General features: G+C 58.6%; 15 protein-coding genes. 6 read left to right on the top strand and 9 right to left on the bottom strand.

Annotation, left to right across the window (positions count from 1 at the left end):
- Nucleotide 1: 1 nt before the first annotated feature.
- The 5 genes from JNB85_RS02390 to JNB85_RS02370 form a co-directional block, all read right to left on the bottom strand.
- Nucleotides 2-2359 carry a SpoIIE family protein phosphatase gene (locus JNB85_RS02390; RefSeq protein ID WP_220332786.1) on the bottom strand — a complete coding sequence of 786 codons (2358 nt, stop codon included), beginning with the start codon at nt 2357-2359 and terminating at the stop codon, nt 2-4.
- Entirely contained in the window at nt 2359-3531 is a 1173-nt protein-coding gene (locus JNB85_RS02385) for a class I SAM-dependent methyltransferase (protein WP_220332785.1), read from the bottom strand. The genes JNB85_RS02390 and JNB85_RS02385 overlap by 1 nt, the downstream gene beginning before the upstream one ends.
- Nucleotides 3528-4028, bottom strand: a complete 501-nt coding sequence (locus tag JNB85_RS02380) for a hypothetical protein (protein WP_220333094.1) — start codon at nt 4026-4028, stop codon at nt 3528-3530. The genes JNB85_RS02385 and JNB85_RS02380 overlap by 4 nt, the downstream gene beginning before the upstream one ends.
- A gap of 79 nt (nt 4029-4107) precedes the next feature.
- Nucleotides 4108-5760, bottom strand: coding sequence for a putative bifunctional diguanylate cyclase/phosphodiesterase (locus tag JNB85_RS02375; protein ID WP_220333093.1), 1653 nt, complete (start codon nt 5758-5760; stop codon nt 4108-4110).
- A 162-nt stretch (nt 5761-5922) separates the two neighbouring features.
- On the bottom strand, nt 5923-6798 hold the full coding sequence (locus tag JNB85_RS02370) for an AraC family transcriptional regulator (RefSeq protein WP_220332784.1): 876 nt from the start codon (nt 6796-6798) through the stop codon (nt 5923-5925).
- 214 nt (nt 6799-7012) lie between these two features.
- Between JNB85_RS02370 and melA (JNB85_RS02365) the strand changes: the two genes are divergently transcribed.
- The 6 genes from melA (JNB85_RS02365) (at nt 7013) to melA (JNB85_RS02340) (ending at nt 16119) form a co-directional block, all read left to right on the top strand.
- Entirely contained in the window at nt 7013-8479 is a 1467-nt protein-coding gene (melA, locus tag JNB85_RS02365; protein WP_220332783.1) for an alpha-glucosidase/alpha-galactosidase, read from the top strand.
- Between the two features lie 125 nt (nt 8480-8604).
- Nucleotides 8605-10692 carry an ABC transporter substrate-binding protein gene (locus tag JNB85_RS02360; RefSeq protein ID WP_220332782.1) on the top strand — a complete coding sequence of 696 codons (2088 nt, stop codon included), beginning with the start codon at nt 8605-8607 and terminating at the stop codon, nt 10690-10692.
- Nucleotides 10693-10911: 219 nt separating this feature from the next.
- A complete protein-coding gene (locus JNB85_RS02355) occupies nt 10912-11919 on the top strand; it encodes an ABC transporter permease (protein WP_220332781.1) in 1008 nt (335 codons plus the stop codon).
- A gap of 1 nt (nt 11920) precedes the next feature.
- A complete protein-coding gene (locus tag JNB85_RS02350; protein ID WP_220332780.1) occupies nt 11921-13054 on the top strand; it encodes an ABC transporter permease in 1134 nt (377 codons plus the stop codon).
- 10 nt (nt 13055-13064) lie between these two features.
- Nucleotides 13065-14732: an ABC transporter ATP-binding protein gene (locus JNB85_RS02345; RefSeq protein WP_220332779.1), complete on the top strand. Its 1668-nt coding sequence runs from the start codon at nt 13065-13067 to the stop codon at nt 14730-14732.
- A 22-nt stretch (nt 14733-14754) separates the two neighbouring features.
- Nucleotides 14755-16119, top strand: a complete 1365-nt coding sequence (melA, locus tag JNB85_RS02340) for an alpha-glucosidase/alpha-galactosidase (RefSeq protein WP_220332778.1) — start codon at nt 14755-14757, stop codon at nt 16117-16119.
- 54 nt (nt 16120-16173) lie between these two features.
- On the opposite strand, the gene JNB85_RS02335 is transcribed toward melA (JNB85_RS02340), so the two are convergent.
- The 4 genes from JNB85_RS02335 to JNB85_RS02320 all read right to left on the bottom strand — a co-directional run bounded on the left by JNB85_RS02335 (nt 16174) and on the right by JNB85_RS02320 (nt 19347).
- Nucleotides 16174-16668 carry an RES family NAD+ phosphorylase gene (locus JNB85_RS02335; protein WP_220332777.1) on the bottom strand — a complete coding sequence of 165 codons (495 nt, stop codon included), beginning with the start codon at nt 16666-16668 and terminating at the stop codon, nt 16174-16176.
- A gap of 8 nt (nt 16669-16676) precedes the next feature.
- The gene (locus JNB85_RS02330; RefSeq protein WP_220332776.1) at nt 16677-17027 is read right to left on the bottom strand and encodes an MbcA/ParS/Xre antitoxin family protein; all 351 of its coding nucleotides are present in this window, start codon (nt 17025-17027) and stop codon (nt 16677-16679) included.
- 275 nt (nt 17028-17302) lie between these two features.
- Nucleotides 17303-18454: an alpha-hydroxy acid oxidase gene (locus JNB85_RS02325; RefSeq protein ID WP_220332775.1), complete on the bottom strand. Its 1152-nt coding sequence runs from the start codon at nt 18452-18454 to the stop codon at nt 17303-17305.
- Between the two features lie 212 nt (nt 18455-18666).
- Nucleotides 18667-19347 carry a spermidine synthase gene (locus JNB85_RS02320; protein ID WP_220332774.1) on the bottom strand — a complete coding sequence of 227 codons (681 nt, stop codon included), beginning with the start codon at nt 19345-19347 and terminating at the stop codon, nt 18667-18669.
- Nucleotides 19348-19414 lie beyond the last annotated feature (67 nt).

Raw genomic sequence — 19414 nt, 5'->3', positions numbered from 1 at the left:
CTCACCTATGTCGCACTGCGAGAAGCGTGATGTCGTCGTGTATCTTATGGGCGCCGATAAAGAGCATTAATGCTGCCACAATTTCAGAAACTACTTTGTCAGCGCTCTGATCTTTCAAGCGACGCGCTTCCCGGCAAAGTCGTTCCATGCCGAACAATTCTCCGTCGTCGTTTTCGGCTTCCGTTACGCCGTCCGTATGCAAGAGGATGATGTCGCCCTTCTCGAAGGCTATTGCATGGGTTTTGACGAACGAGGAAATATCGGCTTCCAGCCCGATCGGTATCCCCAGATCCATCGTGTCGATAAGCTCGATCTCGCCGTTCGCCCGCACGACGACAACTTCCTCGTGTTGTCCCGACAGGACCATTTCCTTTCCGTCGTAGTCGAGAAACGCCAAAGTGAGATGCTTGTCGATTTTGGTTCGCACGATGTTTTTAAACAGGGCGCTGTTCAGGTCTGTGAGAAATTTGACAGCATCGGTGTTGCCTGCTTCGTGCAGAGCACGGGCTACGGACTGAACCATCAACATCAGCACGCCGCTTTCGAGTCCGTGTCCGGTGACGTCGCCGATGCCGATTTTCAGCCGGCTCCCGCTCGTCAGCACGTCGTAATAATCGCCACCGACTTCTTCGGCAGGTCTCATATAGGCCGCTATCTCGAGGGTCTGAAACGCCTCGAGCTCCTGATGCAGCGGAAGGACCATGAGTTGGATCCGTTCGGCAACGGCCAGCTCTGTTCCGAGGCGTCGGTTTTCTCGCTGGAGCTGTGCATTCAGTGTCGAAATCTCCTCCTTTGCATCTTCGATCTGAGCGGTTCGCTCCTCGACGAGTTGCTCGAGATTTTCCGTGTGATAGCTGATCTGTTCGGCCATGCGGTTGAATGCTTCGCCGGCCTGGCCGACTTCGTCTTTGCTTGCTATGGCCACCCTGACCGAATAATCCTTCGCCTGTATCCGTTTGGCGGCATCGGCAAGTGCGCTGATTCCACTCGTTATTCGTTTCGATGCCGCAAAGACCGCAATGGTCACCACGAGCAGCGACATTAAGATCGCCAGAATTTGGTAGATTACGATCCGGTTCGTCGCGTCGGAAATCTTCGCCTGGGCTGCATAGAGGGAGGCGTCGATTTCGCGTTCGGGCACAACTACTCCGAGCGACATCGCCTCTTGCCGAACCGGCCCCGTGGACCAGAGGTTGGTCGCAGGAAGTTTCTTGACGATAACGATATATGGGACTTCGTGGCCGTCCTGCTGCAACGACAAATGTTGGATGCCCTGTTCGCGGTCGAGAGCCAGGCTCGCTATTGCAGGCTGAGAGCTTCGCTTCAGCGAGCGCTGCAGTCCGGTCACTCCGGTTCCGCCGGTATCGCTCGCAGAACTGAGACCGAGAGTTTTCTCACCCGTGCCGTTGATCGCCACAACGTTTCCGTCCGACATTGCGAGAAATCCGAAGCCGGATTGGGCAACTTTCACATTTTCGACGATCTGAGCGAGCTGGTCGAGCGTGATATCCGCGCCTGCGGTTCCGGCGACATCCTTCCTGTCGGCTGTCCACAGCGGATGAAAGAAGCTTACGATCAGCTTGCCGGTAATTGCATCCGTATATGGCGCCGTCTGGGTTATATCGTCCGCGACCGGTCGCGTTTTGCTGTCCCGAGCCCACCCCTGCCAGGACTCATAAAGTCCGGGAAAAAAGAAGTCCCAGAAATCCGCCTCGTTGTGGCCCGGATAAAGGCGGTCGAAGGTCTGAGCTTGGTCGGTATAAGGCGCCGTCCGGAAGATTGGCCGTTCTTTAGGTCCGATATAGTACATCTGCAGTTTTGAAGAACCATGTTGCAGCAAGCTCGGTGCGACAAGGTCGAGAACCGCGCTCGTCTGAATATCGGTCTCGACGTCCGGTTTTGGCTTATGGTCCTGTTCGAGCAGGTAACCCCAGACGCTGACGACCGATGCGGCGCCGGGAGCGTTCTGAGCCCACTTGCCGTTCTGATCGTAAGAGAGGCTGACGCTGCCGGGAGATGTACGAGAAACCGCCGCGCCGACCTCAGTATTGCGCTCTGGGTCGTCGATCTGTGCCTGGAGCACGCCTGCTAGGGCGCTGACATCGTTATGGACCTGCCGCAGGAGTAAACTCACCTGTGCTGCGGTAGAATCAGCATATGTGCGGACGTATTCCTGGCTCGCAGCTTCAAGACCCTGCCCGACCTCAAGCGTCGCGTCGCGCGACAGCCTCTGAACGTTCCAAAGTGCCAGTCCACCGCTTACCAGCAAGTCAAAGAGAACAGCGCCACCGACGACCAGGATGAACTTTGCCCGAAACGAGCCTAGCCTGACCGGTCTATTCGATGATCTTCCTTCCATTACAGCGGCTTTCGGCCGGAAGCGGCCCAGATCGGCCAGCCTGCGTAACCCTTAGGGTGAAGAGCGGCAAAGACGTGGTCTTTGAATCCTTGCCGGAACCTGCGAATGAAATCCAATGAATCGCCCCGTCGCACGGCCATCTCACCCGCGTAAACATTTTCCCATGCTTCTATCATATCTGCGAAGTCCTGAGGATCTCCGTCAAGGTTCGTTACCATAAAGCAATCGACCTTGATGTCATCGAACCCGGCATCGGCGAGGAGATGCCGGCTTTTGGGCCCCATCTCGACATCCATGTCGAAGTGCCTGAACAGTTTGGCGACTTCCTCGTAGGTCCATTTTATTGTTTCCGCATGCGGCTCGCCCAGACAATGGGAATTTTTTTCGTTGGTGATGTAGACGCGGCCACCGGGTTTGCAGATGCGGTGCAGCTCCCGCAGGAGCATCTCGGGACGGTCGAAAATCTGCAGCGAATGTCGGCAGGTCACAAAGTCGAATTGATTGTCTCGCAGGAGCATTTGCGAGGCATCGCCATAAGTATATTCGATAGCCTGCAGGTTGAAGTCAGCAGCGACCCGGCGAGCATATTCGAGGCTGCGCACGGAATGGTCCAGCGCGACGAGGCGCGTCGGTGCGAATTCCCGCTGAACCAAGGCCGCGAAATCACCAATTCCGCAGCAGATATCCGCGACGACAAGACCGTTGCGCATGCCGTGGCGAGGCAACAGTTCCCGTTCATGCCTCCATGTCAATTTCGTCTGGGTGCGCAGAATGGGAATGAAAGTCTCGTCCTCCACAAAAGTCTGGCCGGGATAGAATGCCGAATCGTAGACTTCGACAGACAGGTTCGGTTCTGCCGCCGCCAGCGTTTGGAATAACGAGGTCGACCATGCCACGACACTCGACGTAATGATGACGATCTTCCGTTCCGGGTTTTTCCGGCAGCTTGCCTTGAGAACGTCGGACAGCGCCGCGAAAGCGGTCATGTTGATGTGTGTCAGGCGTTTGGCGTTGAGGTAAACGACGCCGCTGTATTTTTCCAGACTTTGCCGCACCAGCTCAAGCGCATCGGCAATCGCAGCGGCGCTTTCGGGCCGCATCTTGCCAGAGAGCACCAGCTCCTGATTTGTCGGGTCAAAATGAACAGCAAAGGGTAGGGGGAGCAGGCTCATCGGAAGTCCTCGTTCAAGGGAAAATCCGCGATGATTCGCACCCCGAGCGCGCCGTCTGTCTCAATTCGGATGGCGGCGCGGAATATTGCCGCTAAATCGTTGAGCAAAACCTCCCCATCGGACTTCAGCAAGAATTCGGACCCGGCACCGGGAACCGGCTGGCCTTCGCTTGCTCTCGCACTCGTGTCCTCGTCCGTTTTCTCGCAGGGGAAAGCAATCCTCAGCCGATTGAATGTCGGGCTCCGGCAGAGATCGAAACTTATCTTGCCCGACGCGCTCGTCGAACGGAAGGCGAGCTCAACGAGCTCGTTCGTCGCAACGGAAAGAAAATTGGAGTAGCGGGCCGGATCGCTGCGACCTTGGCCGAGAATGTCTGAGAGATATTCAGTGATCCTGTCGCAAAACTGCCATTGGGATTTGAACATCCCGATGCTCATTTCCAGCGATACCATAGGCGCAAATGCATGGTCATCGACGCTGGATGCTTCCTCCTCCAATACATCCTCCATTCGTTTTGCCTCAGGCGCCAGGTTAATGCATGCCATAGATAAAGCACGGCGAAAAACCGGTTCTTCGCTATGGCAGCATCTGGCCTAATGATGTCTCGGCCTGGGTGACGAACTCGCCAATCGCCTCAACCGAAAGCGGCCTGCTGATCAAATAGCCCTGAAGCCTGTCGCAGCCGATGCTGCGTAACCATTTCGCCTGCTCAGGGGTCTCGACCCCTTCGGCAGTTACCCGCATCTGGAGGTCATGTGCGAGATTAACGATGCAGCGGACGATTGCCTGGCTTTTCAGGTCGCTTTCGAGATCAGTGATAAAATACCTGTCGATTTTGATCGTGTCGAAGGGGAATGTCTTCAAATAGCTGAGGGAGGAATAATCGGTTCCGAAGTCATCAAGCGAGATCCGTATCCCGAGCACATTCAAAGTATTAAGCGTGTCGATGTTGTTGACGGTTCGCTCCAGCAGTACGCTTTCCGTTATCTCAAGTTCCAGACGGTCGGGGGGCAATCCGACTAAATCGAGAGTATGGGATACCCGGTCGGTGAGGCCGCTTGTCAAGAATTCGGCGGCCGATAAATTGACAGCGACGGTGTAGTTCTGTGGCCACTTCATCGCCTCGCGACATGCCTGCTCCAAAACCCAGGCCCCTATTTCCGGCATCAATCCATCGGCTTCGGCCATTGGAATGAAGGCCGCCGGGGTAATCGTTCCAAGCAAAGGATGGCGCCATCTCAGCAACGCTTCGAAACCGAAAATGCGGCCGCTTTCGACGATGGGTTGGTACTCGATGAAGAATTGCTGCTGGGCGAGGGCCATGCGTAAGCTGCGGCGCAGAAGCTCGCGTTGCTCCAGCGACTCGAGCATTGAGGGATCGAAGGATTTTGCGCGGCCGCGTCCTTCTTTCTTCGCCGCATAAAGTGCGACGTCAGACGCCTTCATGAGCTGCTCTGGACTTATTCCGTCCTGCGGAGCAGCAGATGTGCCGATGCTTGCACCGACGAATAGCGCGATGCCGTCTATCGTGAATGGCTTTTTGAACGCATCAACCAGAGTTTCTGCCAGCCGGTGTCCTTTTGCAGGATGCCCCGAGCCCATGGAAATAACCATGAATTCGTCACCTGCCAGCCGGTAGGCTCTGTCGTCGCTGGTAAGACACCCTTGAATGCGGCTCGCGGCAAGCTGGAGAAGCTTGTCGCCAGCTGGATGCCCAAGCGTGTCGTTTACAGGTTTGAAATCGTCAAGGTCGAGCTGCATCAGAGAGAGAGCTTCGTCCGAAGTAGCCGTCTCGCGCAGTGAGGTGGCGAGATCGTCACTGAACTGGCGTCGGTTCGGAAGCCCGGTCAGCGGATCGTGAGTGGCCAGATGCAAGAGGGTTGCAAGGTCCTCCTCACTCCGTTCCTCAGATCGAACGACAGCAAACAAGTCTCCGATCCGGTATATCGTGATGCCGTGCGATCCTGGAGTGCCCGGATCCGGTGAGATAAGCAAGGGTTGGGCAGTGTCGCCGATCGAACGAACGGCAAGCATGATTTCAGACTTGTCTAACTCTGGAAAATGCTCCCAAAACGACGCCGCCGGTTTGACCGCAGCAGGCAGCGCATTGCCTAGCAAATCCTCGACTGGATTAAAGTCGCGATCGAAGAACAACAGCCTGTCCACGGGGCGCAGAGCTTTTGCCTCTGTATCTTCGAGGGGCGAGCGAGCCGCACGGTTCCTTCGCATATCCAAGGCTTTCTCCAGTTGAATCCTAAACCGTGGAACCCAACTATAGTGCAACTTCGGCGCGTCGGGATTCTATATTAGGTACCTCTGATTAACAATCCCCAAATGCTTTGCCGAAATCGGCTTTTACCGCTCGCGCGAGACGCTTCGTTCCAGTCGAACCTACCGACTGCGGCCGATGCTCGCATACATGCCGGTCGTGCGAAATTCGGTCGGCGTGATGCCATAAACGCGCCGGAAGACCTTGGCGAAATAGTTTGCGTCTTCGAAGCCGCACATGATCGAGACTTCCTTGACCGGCAGGAAATCCGCCTTGGTCAACAGTTTTGCGGCGCGCTGCAAGCGCTGTTGCAGTACATATTCGGCCGGCGGGATACCTTCGCTATCGGCGAAGCTGCGGGAGAAGTGTGCGCGGCTAAGGCCGACAATCGCTGCGAGCTCGCTGACCGGCAGCGATTTTTCCAGATTGGCATTGATATGATCGATCACCGGCTGCATGGCGCTCTGCTCGGCCATGAACGCGGAAGAGCCGAAAATATCGTCGTAAAGAGCCATCGCCGCCTCATAGGCAATCGACGAGGCCGCGCCCGGCGTATTTGCGCCTTTGACGAGGCGCAGGCTGCAATCGGCCAGATGGTCGATGGTTGATTGCTGCAGTTTGAGGACCGGACCGGCGAGCGCCAGCACCATCTTGTGGATGCGCAGCGTCTCCTCGCCATTCATCGAAATCCAGAAATACTCCCAACGCTCGCCTTTTTCGAGCCAGTAGCGGTGATTGTGCGGCACAAGCACCATCATCGTGTCGCCGCTCTGGAGCTTGTAATTGCGATTCTGGTAGCGCAGGCGGCCAGTGCCGCTGATCGTATGTTGCAGCACCGTGAAGGGCGTCAGACCGCGCTTTCTGCCGTCCCAATCATAGGTCTCGTTTTCACGAACCTCGTAACCGGCGCTTGTCGGCATCGCATGCAGACGCTGGCGTCCGCGCGGCAGCGAAACGGTTCTCATCGACTGGCCGTTGGCGATCAAATCATGCAGCACAAAATTACCCTCGAAAGCATAATCCTTCTCTGGCCGCTCTTGCGAATATGCGCATAATCCGCTCCCACAAGAGGAAGAGATTGCGGTCGAAAGAACGGCCGGGAGGAACGCAAGCATCGTTTTTCGGTATTTTTAGCCGACATGCGCAAGCGTGCTGCCTGGCCCTCCTTTGCCTTCTTTCTGCCTAGCATTTGATCGGATCGAGGTGAAGGATATGAGTTTCAAAATCGCTATTATCGGTGCGGGCAGCGTCGGCTTCACCAAGAAGCTGTTCACGGACATTCTCTGCGTGCCGGAATTCAAGGACATCGAATTCGCGCTGACCGACCTCAGCGAGCATAACCTCCAGATGATCAAGGCAATCCTCGACAAGATCGTCGAGTCGAACAAGCTGCCGACGAAGGTGACGGCCACGACAGATCGCCGCAAGGCGTTGGAAGGCGCGCGCTATGTCATCAGCTGCGTGCGCGTCGGCGGGCTGGAAGCCTATGCCGACGACATCAGAATTCCGCTGAAATACGGTATCGACCAGTGCGTCGGCGATACGATCTGCGCGGGCGGGATTCTCTACGGTCAGCGCAACATCCCCGTCATTCTCGATTTCTGCAAGGATATCCGCGAGGTCGCAGCACCGGGCGCGAAGTTCCTGAACTATGCCAATCCGATGGCGATGAACACCTGGGCGGCCATCGAATATGGCAAGGTCGATACGGTCGGCCTCTGCCACGGTGTCCAACATGGCGCCGAACAGATTGCCGAAGTACTGGGCGCCAAGTCGCAGAGCGAGCTTGACTACATCTGCTCCGGCATCAATCACCAGACCTGGTTCGTCGATCTGCGGCTCAATGGCCGCAAGATCGGCAAGGACGAACTGGTCGCCGCTTTCGAGGCGCACCCTGTCTATTCGCAGCAGGAGAAGCTGCGTATCGACGTCTTGAAGCGCTTCGGCGTCTATTCGACGGAAAGCAACGGCCATCTCTCCGAATATCTGCCCTGGTATCGCAAGCGGCCGGACGAAATCACCCGCTGGATCGATATGTCGGACTGGATCCATGGCGAGACCGGCGGCTATCTGCGTCACTCGACCGAGACCCGCAACTGGTTCGAGACGGAATTCCCGCAATTCCTCGCTTCGGCCGAAAAGCCGATCGATCCGGCCAAGCGCTCCAACGAACATGCAAGCCATATTCTAGAGGCGCTGGAAACCGGTCGGGTCTATCGCGGTCACTTCAACGTCAAGAACACCGGTGTCATCACCAACCTGCCATCCGACGCGATCATCGAGTCGCCCGGCTTCGTCGATCGCTTCGGCATCAACATGGTCTCCGGTATCACCATTCCAGAAGCCTGCGCGGCGACCTGCATCTCGTCGATCAATGTCCAGCGCATGTCGGTGCATGCGGCGATTTCCGGCGATATCGATCTCCTGAAGCTCGCCGTCCTGCACGATCCGCTGGTCGGTGCCGTCTCGACGCCGGAAGAGGTCTGGCAAATGGTCGACGAGATGGTCGTTGCTCAGGCCCGCTGGCTGCCGCAATATGCTGATGCCGTTCCTGCCGCCAAGGAGAGGCTGGCAAACTCCAAGGTCAAGACGCGAGAGTGGGAAGGGGCTGCGCGCCGCAATGTCCGCTCGATCGAGGAGCTTCGCGTCGAAAAGGCGGCGCTGAAGCAGGCTGTCTAAAGTCAGGATGAGGGAGGTTGCGGGGGCTCTTCGGGAGGAAGGCCACCGGTACACAGGCTTCCTTCATCGTCGTTTGAGGAGAAGCGGAGACGCATGCAGGCGCTCCGGAACAAGAGGGAGAGACGATGAGGAATTTCCGTAAGATCGGCATCCTGGCCGGACTGGCGCTTGGCGTTTCAGTCGTGGCCCTGAATGCCTACGCGTCCGAGCCGACGGTACCGCCGGCACCGCCGGCTTTCCCGGCGGAAGGCAAGATCAAATATGTGTCCCGCGACTCCATTCTGGAGTTCAAGGCGCTGCCCGAATATCACGAGCCGGACTGGGTGACGAAGAATTTCGTTGATAGTGGCAAGTTGCCGGCGGTCAAGGATCGCCTGCCCAAGGAACCGATGGTCTTCAAGACCGAGAACATGCCTGACGGTCCGGGCGTCTATGGCGACGTGATGCGCCATGTCATCGGCGGCCGTCCGGAAGGCTGGAACTACGGTGCCGGCCAGACGCAGGGCTGGGGCGGCATCGATATCGGCCTCTCCGAATGCCTGACACGCACGGCACCGCTCTTCCAGGTGGAAGCCAAGGATACCGAGCCGCTGCCGAACCTCGCCAAGAGCTGGGAATGGTCGCAGGATGGTCACAAGCTGACCATGCACCTGATCGAGGGTGCTAAATGGTCCGACGGCGCGCCCTTCAACGCCGATGACCTCATGTTCTATTGGGAAGATGAAGTCATCGACCCGAACGTTTCGCCGCTCGGTGGCGGCGCATCGCCGGAAGCCTTCGGCGAGGGAACGACACTCACAAAGATCGACGACTACACGGTCGAATGGACCTTCAAGGAAGCCTTCCCGAAACAGTACCTCTATACGATGGCCTATCCGAACTTCTGCCCGGGTCCGTCGCATATCCTTAAACTCCAGCATCCGAAATATTCGAAGAACACCTACGACCAGTTCAAGAACGCCTTCCCGCCGGAATTCATGAACATGCCGGTCATGGGCGCCTGGGTGCCGGTCGAATACCGGCCTGACGATATCATCGTCATGCGCCGCAACCCCTACTACTGGAAGGTCGATGAGAAGGGCAATCAGCTGCCTTATCTCAACGAGCTGCACTACAAGCTCTCGACCTGGGCCGACCGCGACGTGCAGGCCGTTGCCGGTTCTGCCGACTTTTCGAACCTTGAGCAGCCGGAGAACTTCGTGGCCTCGCTGAAGCGTGCGGCCGAAAAGACCGCTCCGGCGCGTCTCGCCTTCGGCCCGCGCCTCATCGGCTATAACCTGCGCATGAACCTGTCGGGCAATGGCTGGGGTGACCCAGACGCCCGCAGCCAGGCGATCCGCGAACTCAACCGCAACGAGGACTTCCGCAAGGCCGTGACCATGGCGGTCGATCGCAAGGCGATCGGCGATTCCCTCGTCAAGGGACCGTTCACGGCAATCTATGCAGGCGGCCTTTCCTCCGGCACGAGCTTCTATGATCGCAACTCGACCGTCTACTATCCCTTCGATCTAAAGGGTGCCAAGGCGCTGCTCGCCAAGGTCGGCCTGAAGGATACCGACGGCGATGGCTTCGTGAACTTCCCAGCCGGAACAGCTGGCGGCAAGAATGTCGAGATCGTGCTTCTCGTCAACAATGACTACACGACCGACAAGAGCCTTGCCGAAGGTGTTGTCGGTCAGATGGAGAAGCTCGGCATCAAGATCATCATCAATGCTCTTGATGGACCGAAGCGGGATAACGCGCACTATGCCGGCCAATTCGACTGGCTGGTTCAGCGCAACACAACCGAGCTCGCCTCCGTGGTGCAGAACACCGAACAGCTTGCCGCTGTCGGCCCGCGTACCAGCTGGCACCACCGCGCCGGCAAGGATAATCAGCTCGACCTCCTGCCTTACGAAAAGGAGCTTGCCGACATCGTCAACAAGTTCCGCACGAGCCAGGACAATGATGAACGCGTGGCACTCATGAAGCAGTATCAGAAGACGGCGACCGAACACGTCGATACCGTCGGCCTGACCGAATACCCGGGCGCGCTGATCATCAACAAGCGTTTCTCGAACATTCCCGAGGGTACGCCGATCATGATGTTCAACTGGGCAGAGGATTCCATCATCCGCGAGCGTGTGTGGGTGGCTGCCAATAAGCAGGGCAAATACGAACTCTTCCCTCAACAGCTTCCCGGTAAGCCCGGGGACAAGGGTCCGATAAACTAAGAGCAATTCCCAGCAAAAGTGCGCAGCGGTTTTGCGTCCGGGATTGCGTAAGAACAAAGAGATAGAGCATCTCCAAGGTTCGAAAAATGGAGATGCTCGAGGAGCTCCCTCCCGAACGACAAGAGCTTCCGGTCGCGCGTGCTGCGCGCGGCCGGTCAGAATCAACAAGCCGGCCGCGCTGAGACGAGCGACTGGCGGCAAGGAGAAGCGAACCGTCTGATGTTACGATTCCTGCTCATGCGTATCGCCTCGGCGATCCCCGTCCTCTTCATCCTGAGCGTGGTGACCTTCGCCATCATCCAGGCGCCGCCAGGAGATTATGCCGATTACATCCGTTCCCAGTTGATCAATCAAGGCGGAGCTTCCTTCGCGCAAGCCGATGCCCAGGCTCAAGCCTATCGCGTCGAACATGGCCTCGATCAGCCCCTGGTCATCCAGTACGTCAACTGGATCACGGGAATCGTGACCAAAGGCGATTTCGGCTACAGCATGTTCTACAACAAGCCGGTCGCCGATGTGGTCGGCGAGCGCCTGCCGCGCACGCTGGCCCTGGCGCTGGTCTGCCACATCTTCGCGTCCATCCTCGGCATCACCTTCGGCATCTGGGCAGCGACCCGCCAATATAGCTGGATCGACAGCCTGCTCTCGGGCATCTCTTTCCTCGGCATGACCGTGCCGCGCTTTCTGATGGCGCTGATCATCGTCTATCTGCTCGTCTTCCAGTTCAACGTGACGGAAATCGGCAGCTTCTTCTCGCCTCAATATGGCGGAGCGCCGTGGTCCTGGGCGAAATTCATGGATCTCGTGAGCCACGTCTGGCCGGTCGTCGCGATCGCCACCTTTGGCGGGCTCGCCTACAATATGCGCGTCATGCGCGGCAATCTGCTCGACACGCTGAATGCCCAATATGTCGAGACGGCGCGCGCCAAGGGACTTTCGGGCGGCGCGGTCGTCATGCGCCACGCCGTTCCGAACGCGCTGCATCCGCTCGTCATGTATCAGGGCGTCGTGCTTCCCTACATGCTGACTGGCGAGATCGAGACCGCGATCATCTTCGCCCTGCCGACTGTCGGGCCGGCCATCGTCGGCTCGATGGCGATCGGTGACGTCTATGTCACCGCGACCTTCATGCTCGTGCTGTCGGCCACGCTGATCGTCGGCAATATCATCGCCGATATGCTGCTTGCCATGCTCGATCCGCGGGTCCGTCAATATGGAGGAGCCTGATATGTTTGCCTTCGACTCTTCCACACCGCCGCCACCACACGAGGAAACGGTCAAAAATACCAGCCATGGCAATGAGAGCTATATGGCGCTGGTCTGGCGCCGGCTGCGGCGCTCCTGGACCGGCATTATCGGCCTGATCCTCGTCGGCCTCTTGATCATCATGGCTGTCTTTGCCGATTTCTTCGCGCCGATGGATCCGAAGGCGACCGATGTCGGCTTTGCGCCCCCGCAGCTGATCAGCATCCACGACAAGGAAGGCAACCTCGTCTGGCCACGCGTCTACGCGCTGGCAGATTCCGAAGAGCTCGATCCGGTTACCTTCCAGCCGGTCGTCGGCCTGGATTATGACAATCCGCGTCTGCTCGGCTTCTTCGTCAAGGGTTCGGACTATAATCTGCTCGGTCTCATCCCGGCCAACCGCCATTTCTTCGGCACGGTCGATGGTCAGCCGGTGCATTTTCTCGGCACCGACAAGTTCGGTCGTGACGTGCTGTCGCGCGCCATTATCGGCTCGCGCATCTCGCTGATGATCGCGCTGACGGTGGTCTTCATCGTCACGGTCGTCGGCACCACCGTCGGTATGGTGTCTGGCTATTATGGCGGCGCCTTCGATGTCTGGGTGCAGCGTTTCGTCGAGCTGGTGCTCGCTTTCCCGCAGCTTCCGCTTTATCTCGCGCTGACATCGCTGATCCCGATCACAGCGCCGACCAACATCTTCCTCGCCTTCGTGATCTTCGTCATGTCGGCGCTTGGCTGGGCACAGATGTCGCGCGAGGTGCGCGGCAAGACGCTGGCGCTGGCGCGTATCGAATATGTGCGGGCAGCAATGGCCGTTGGTGCCACCGACCGGCGCATCATCTTCCAGCATATTTTACCGAATGTGATGAGCCACGTGATTGTCGCCGTCACCATCCACATTCCAAGCGTCGTGCTGCTCGAATCCTTCCTCGGCTTCCTCGGCTTTGCCGTGAAGCCGCCGCTGATCTCCTGGGGGCTGATGCTGCAGGATACGGCGAATTATTCCGTCATCGGAACCTATCCCTGGATTCTCTCGCCCGTCGCCTTCGTGCTTGTTACCGTCTTCGCCTTCAATGCTTTAGGCGACGGTTTGCGCGATGCGGTTGATCCCTATTGAGGTGACGAAGATGGCTCTTGCTCTCGTTAGTTCCTTTGCCCCGCCCGTCCGTCACGATCACGACGGCCGCAAGGAAAGCCCCATTATCGATGCGCGCAATATCGGCGTGAATTTCAAGGTCGAGCATGGAACCGTCGAAGCTGTGAAGGATATTTCCTTCCAGCTCTATCGCGGCGAGACGATCGCCATCGTCGGTGAATCCGGCTCCGGCAAATCGGTGACGGCACGCACCGTCATGGGACTTCTTTCCAAGCGTGCGGTCATCTCGCCGCGTTCGAGCGTCGAATATGACGGCAACAATATCCTGAAATTCTCCGAGAAGGCTCGCCGCAGGCTGCGCGGCGACCGCATCTCAATGATTTTCCAGGAGCCGATGAGCTCGCTGAACCCGATCTACACGATCGGCAGCCAGATCGTCGAAGCGATCCGTGTCCACCGGAAGATGAGCCGCAAACAGGCCAATGCCAAAGCGCTGGAGCTTTTGAAGCAGGTACAGATCCCCGATCCGGAGGCGCGCCTGCTGCAATATCCGCACCAGCTTTCCGGTGGCCAGCGCCAGCGCGTGATGATCGCCATGGCGCTTGCCAATGATCCCGATGTTCTGATCGCCGATGAGCCGACGACCGCGCTCGACGTCACCGTCCAGGCACAGATCCTCAACCTGATCCGCAATCTGCAGACGCAATTGCGGATGGCAGTGATCCTGATTACCCACGACCTGACGGTCGTGCGAAAGTTCTCCGACTATGTCTACGTGATGCAGCATGGCGAGATGCGTGAGCACAATGTCACCGAGCAGCTCTTCGCCAATCCGCAGCATCCTTATACCAAGCATCTGCTGGCATCCGAGCCCCGCGGCCAGGCAAACCCGCTGCCGGAAGGATCGGATATCATTCTCGATGCCCGTGGCGTGCGCGTCTCCTTCATGCTGCGCCATGGTGGCTTCTTCAGGCCGGAACTGCGCGAACTGGTTGCCGTCAACAGTCTCAATCTGACGCTGCGGCGACACGAAACGCTGGGACTCGTCGGTGAATCCGGTTCGGGCAAAACCACCTTCGGCCAGGCTATTCTCAGGCTCAACGACACTGATAATGGCGAGATCTATTTCGATCGGCAGCCGATCCACGGCAAATCACGGGCAGAAATGCGTCCCTTGCGCTCACGCATGCAGATCGTCTTCCAGGATCCGTTCTCCTCCCTCAATCCGCGCATGACGATCGGTCAGATCATCGAGGAGGGGCTTGTCGTCAACAGGCTCGGCGCCACCAAGGGCGAACGTCTGGACAGGGTCCGCGAGGCGTTGATTGCCGCCGGCATGCCGGGCAATATCCTGTCGCGCTTCCCGCATGAATTTTCAGGTGGCCAGCGCCAGCGCATCGCCATTGCGCGGGCGATCGCACTGGAGCCGGAATTCATCCTGCTCGATGAGCCGACCTCGGCACTCGATCTGTCTGTCCAGGCGCAGATCATCGAACTCCTGCGCAAGCTGCAGGACGAGCGAGGCCTGAGCTACCTCTTCATTTCTCATGACCTGAAGGTCGTGCGCGCCCTCTGCCACCGTGTCATCGTCATGCAGCACGGCAAGATAATGGAAGAGGGACCCGTCAACGAAGTCCTTTCCAATCCCAAGACACCCTACACCGAACGGCTCGTCAAAGCCGCTTTCGAGGTAGCATGATTTCAGAATGCCGGAGGTTCATATGGCAAATCCCAGAATAGCATTCATCGGAGCTGGCTCCACCGTTTTCATGAAGAACATCGTCGGCGATATCCTGCAGCGTCCGGCGCTGTCGGGCGCCACGATCGCGCTCATGGACATCAACCCGCAGCGGCTCGAGGAAAGCGCGATCGTCGTCAACAAGCTGATTTCGACGCTTGGCGTGACGGCGAAGGCGGAAACCTATTCCGATCAGCGCAAGGCGCTGTCGGGCGCCGATTTCGTCGTCGTCGCCTTCCAGATCGGTGGCTACGAGCCCTGCACGGTGACGGATTTCGAAGTGCCGAAGAAATACGGCTTGCGCCAGACGATTGCCGATACGCTCGGCGTCGGCGGCATCATGCGGGGTCTTCGGACCGTACCGCATCTCTGGAAGATTTGCGAGGATATGCGTGCCGTCTGCCCCAATGCCATCATGCTGCAATATGTGAACCCAATGGCGATCAATACTTGGGCGATTTCAGAGAAGTTCCCTGATATCAAGCAGGTCGGCCTCTGCCATTCCGTGCAGGGTACGGCGATGGAGCTCGCCCATGATCTCGATATTCCCTATGACGAGATCCGCTATCGCTCCGCCGGCATCAACCACATGGCCTTTTACCTGAAGTTCGAGCATCGTCAGCCGGATGGTTCCTATAAGAACCTCTATCCCGATCTCGTACGCGCCTATCGCGAAGGCCGTGCGCCGAAGCCGGGCTGGAATCCGCGCTGCCCGAACAAGGTGCGCTACGAGATGCTGACGCGGCTTGGCTATTTCGTCACCGAAAGCTCGGAACATTTCGCCGAATACACGCCTTACTTCATCAAGGACGGCCGTGAGGATCTGATCGAGAAATTCGGCATTCCGCTCGACGAATATCCGAAGCGCTGCATTGAGCAGATCGCCCGCTGGAAGGGGCAGGCGGAAGCCTATCGCTCGGCCGACAAGATCGAGGTCAATGAATCGAAGGAATATGCTTCCTCGATCATCAATTCGGTCTGGACCGGAGAGCCCTCGGTCATCTACGGCAATGTCCGCAACAATGGCTGCATTACCTCTCTGCCGGCAAATTGCGCTGCCGAGGTGCCCTGCCTCGTCGATGCCTCCGGCATTCAGCCGACCTATATCGGCGACCTGCCGCCGCAGCTGACCGCGCTGATCCGCACCAACATCAATGTCCAGGAACTGACGGTCCAGGCGCTGATGACGGAAAATCCGGAACATATCTATCATGCTGCGATGATGGATCCGCACACGGCTGCCGAGCTCGACCTCGACCAGATCTGGTCGCTGGTCGACGATCTGCTCGCCAGCCATGGCGACTGGCTGCCGGAATGGGCGCGACCGAACAAGGCGCGCGCCGCCTGAGGCACCACTATGATCGGCGCCGGCGGATATGCTGGCGCTGATCACGCTTAACAGTCAGGACAATCTGCCTTCGTCATCAATCAGCGTCAGCCGGCAAGGAGCTGTCTTACTCCATCGCCAGAGTACCAGGTTGAGATCATCATTTCTGGCGGCGGGAGCAAAACTTCTGACCAGGAGGCCGTGATAGCCGTCGGACGCAAGCTTGCGCGCGAAGGCCTGTGTTCTGGCTTCTCCGCGTGCTTTCATTTCATCACGCCAGCTGGCCGCGGCTATCGCAGCGCCATCCATTCCCTGCTCCTCAAGGGCGATTTCATCCCTGCTGTCGAAGATGCGCTCGACATCAGCTTCGTAACCGACGAGCGTTGTCGGCTGCAGGCTGCCGGCCTGATTGGCTTCCCGGAGCGCGGTCAGAACGGACAGGGACGTATAGAGCGCCGGCATTCCCTTGGGATTGAACCGGCCACCATAGAGTTCGGCACCCCGCCCAGAGAGCGGCTCGCGCGCGTAAACAGGGTTCAGCGCTCGATAGAGCTTTCCTTTGTAGTGCATGGCCGGGGTTAGGCGTGAATGCCAGCGTCGATCGCATCGATGTAGTCCAGAACGTCGTCTGCCCGTCCGTCGCGAACCAACTGCATGGCGGTCTGGCCCGAAAAGCCTGACAGAGGTTCGGAGCGATACCAAGCATAGGCCATCAACGTCGAGCCGAAGCGAGGTTCGACCTTGTTGACGACTTCGATCATTTCGCGGAGGCGCCGTTGCGTCTTGTCGGAGCGGAGCCGATCCTTGCGCTGGATCGCGTCCTTGCCAAGCCCGGCGGTGCGGGCGATCTCTTCGCTGGTCGTGCGGAAGGCATCGGCAATTTTGCGCGGTGCAAACAGACCGCCATCTGCATATTGTGCGAGGCCCATCTTTCCTCTCCATGCCATATATAATGACGTTATATAGCGTCAGAACGAGCGGCATTCAATGGCGAAATTTACCGGTGGTCGTTACTGATCATCTTGGCCGCCTTAGAGCGGTCGCCATGGCGGCCAAAGAACAGCGCCGCCGCCGATGGTGTCCTGCATCCCGTCGATCAGGTCGCCCATACCGCTCCAGGTCTGCGCCGAGCTCGTGAACGCTTAATCTTTCAGTGCCAAAATCCGGCCATGCGCGGAGGATCGGCGAGGTCAGAATTCAGTTCTCAAGAGGCGCGGAAACGCAGATTGCCGGCCGAAAGCTCGCTGACCGAGGCGCAGCCCATCAGCTTCATGCCGCGCTCGATTTCGGTTCGCATTTGCAGCAGCGCCTGTTCGACGCCTGCCTGGCCAGCCGCCGCAAGCGGGAACAGATAGTAGCGCCCGACGCCGACGGCCTTGGCGCCGAGCGATAGGGCCTTCAGCACATGGGTACCGCGCTGGATGCCGCCATCGACCATCACATCGATCCGGTCGCCGACGGCCTCGACGATTTCCGCAAGCTGGTCAAAGCCGCTGCGCGAACCGTCGAGCTGACGCCCGCCGTGGTTGGAAAGCACGATGCCGGTGCAGCCGATATCGATGGCGCGCTTGGCATCCTCGACCGTCATGATGCCCTTCAGGCAGAACTGCCCGCCCCAGGTCTTCACCATGTCGGCGACGTCGTCCCAGTTCATGGCCGGATCGAGCATCTCGGTGAAATAGCGGCTGATCGACATCGTGCCGCTGCCCATGTCGACATGGCTGTCGAGCTGCGGCAGGCGGAATTTCTCATGCGTGAAATAATTGATCGCCCAGGCGGGTTTGACGGCAAACTGCGCCATGCCCGACAGATTGAGCTTGAAGGGGATGGCAAAGCCGGTGCGCTTGTCGCGCTCGCGATTGCCGCCGGTGATGCTGTCGACGGTCAGCATCATCACCTGCACGCCGGCCTGCTTGGCTCTCGCCATCATTTCGTTGTTCAGGCCGCGGTCCCGGTGGAAATAGAACTGGTAGACCTGCGGTCCGCTGCTGATCTTACGCGCCTCTTCCAGGCTGATCGTGCCGAGCGACGACACGCCGAACATCGTGCCGAATTTACCCGCGGCATGCGCGACCGCCCGTTCGCCCTCGTGATGAAAGAGCCGCTGCAGGGCCGTCGGCGAGCAATAGACCGGCATGGCGAGTTTCTGGCCCATGACGGTAACCGACATGTCCACTTCGCTGACGCCGCGCAGCACGCTCGGCAGAAGATCGCAACTCTCGAAAGCAGATGTATTGCGCCTGTAGGTAACCTCATCGTCCGCCGCGCCATCGATATAATTGAAGATCGGTCCGGGAAGGCGTTGCCTGGCAAGACGGCGGAAGTCATGGAAATTATGGCAGTCTAAAAGGCGCATACTCGTATCCAATCGAGGGCTGGCATGAAATGCCTCCAGCCGATGAGCGGCCGCGAGACCTCCTCGTCTTCGCGATCCATGACCTATGGGATACGATTATTATCGCATCAATCTCAAGCTCTCTTGAGTGCGCTTCCGTCGACTTGTGAGAGAAAGGCGCAATTTATTCCCCGGCGGCCACGCGAGATGACATGCCTTGCGGAGACGCCGGATCAGCGGGCGGGCTTCATCGCCAGCCAGATGACATGTCGTGCACCGCCGCGCTTGCCGTTGGCGCGCGTGTTGATCGCCTCGACAGCAAAGCCGCTCTCCTTCAGCCGGCGGGTGAAGGATGGATCTGGCCCCGAGGACCAGACGGCAAGCACGCCTCCGGGGCGGAGCGCCTCGCGAGCGGATTTCAGTCCGGCATAGTCATAGAGCCGGTCATTGGATTTGCGGGTCAGGCCGTCGGGGCCATTATCGACGTCGAGAAGGATCGCGTCGTAAGCGGCCTTTCCGGCGCGGATCGCCTCGCCGACGTCACCCTGATGGACCGACACGCGCGGATCGTCGAGACAGCCCTTGAACACCTCCGTCATCGGTCCGCGTGCCCAAGCAACGACTTCCGGGATCAGCTCGGCGACGACAACACCGGCATCCGCGGGCAAGACCGCAAGGGCAGCCCGCAGGGTGAAGCCCATGCCAAGCCCGCCGATCAGGATCTTCGGCTTCGGGTGCGATTTGATCCGCTCGAAGGACAGGGTGGCGAGTGCTTCTTCCGAGCCGCTGAGGCGGCTGTTCATCAGCTCATTGGTGCCGAGCATGATCGAAAATTCGGATCCGCGCTGCTTCAGCCGCAATTGCCCGCCTTCGCCGGGAATGGTCGCGGAATCGAGCTGGATCCAGGGAAGCATGGCAGTTTCGTCTCGCTGAAAGGGACCGTCCCCTAGCATAGGGCGACGGTCGAAGCCAGCAAGCCTT

The sequence above is a fragment of the Rhizobium mesosinicum genome, from assembly GCF_019511345.1.
GTDB lineage: Bacteria > Pseudomonadota > Alphaproteobacteria > Rhizobiales > Rhizobiaceae > Rhizobium > Rhizobium mesosinicum.
Note: the sequence above shows the minus strand (reverse complement) of the source record. Positions and strands in the feature narration are given on the sequence as shown.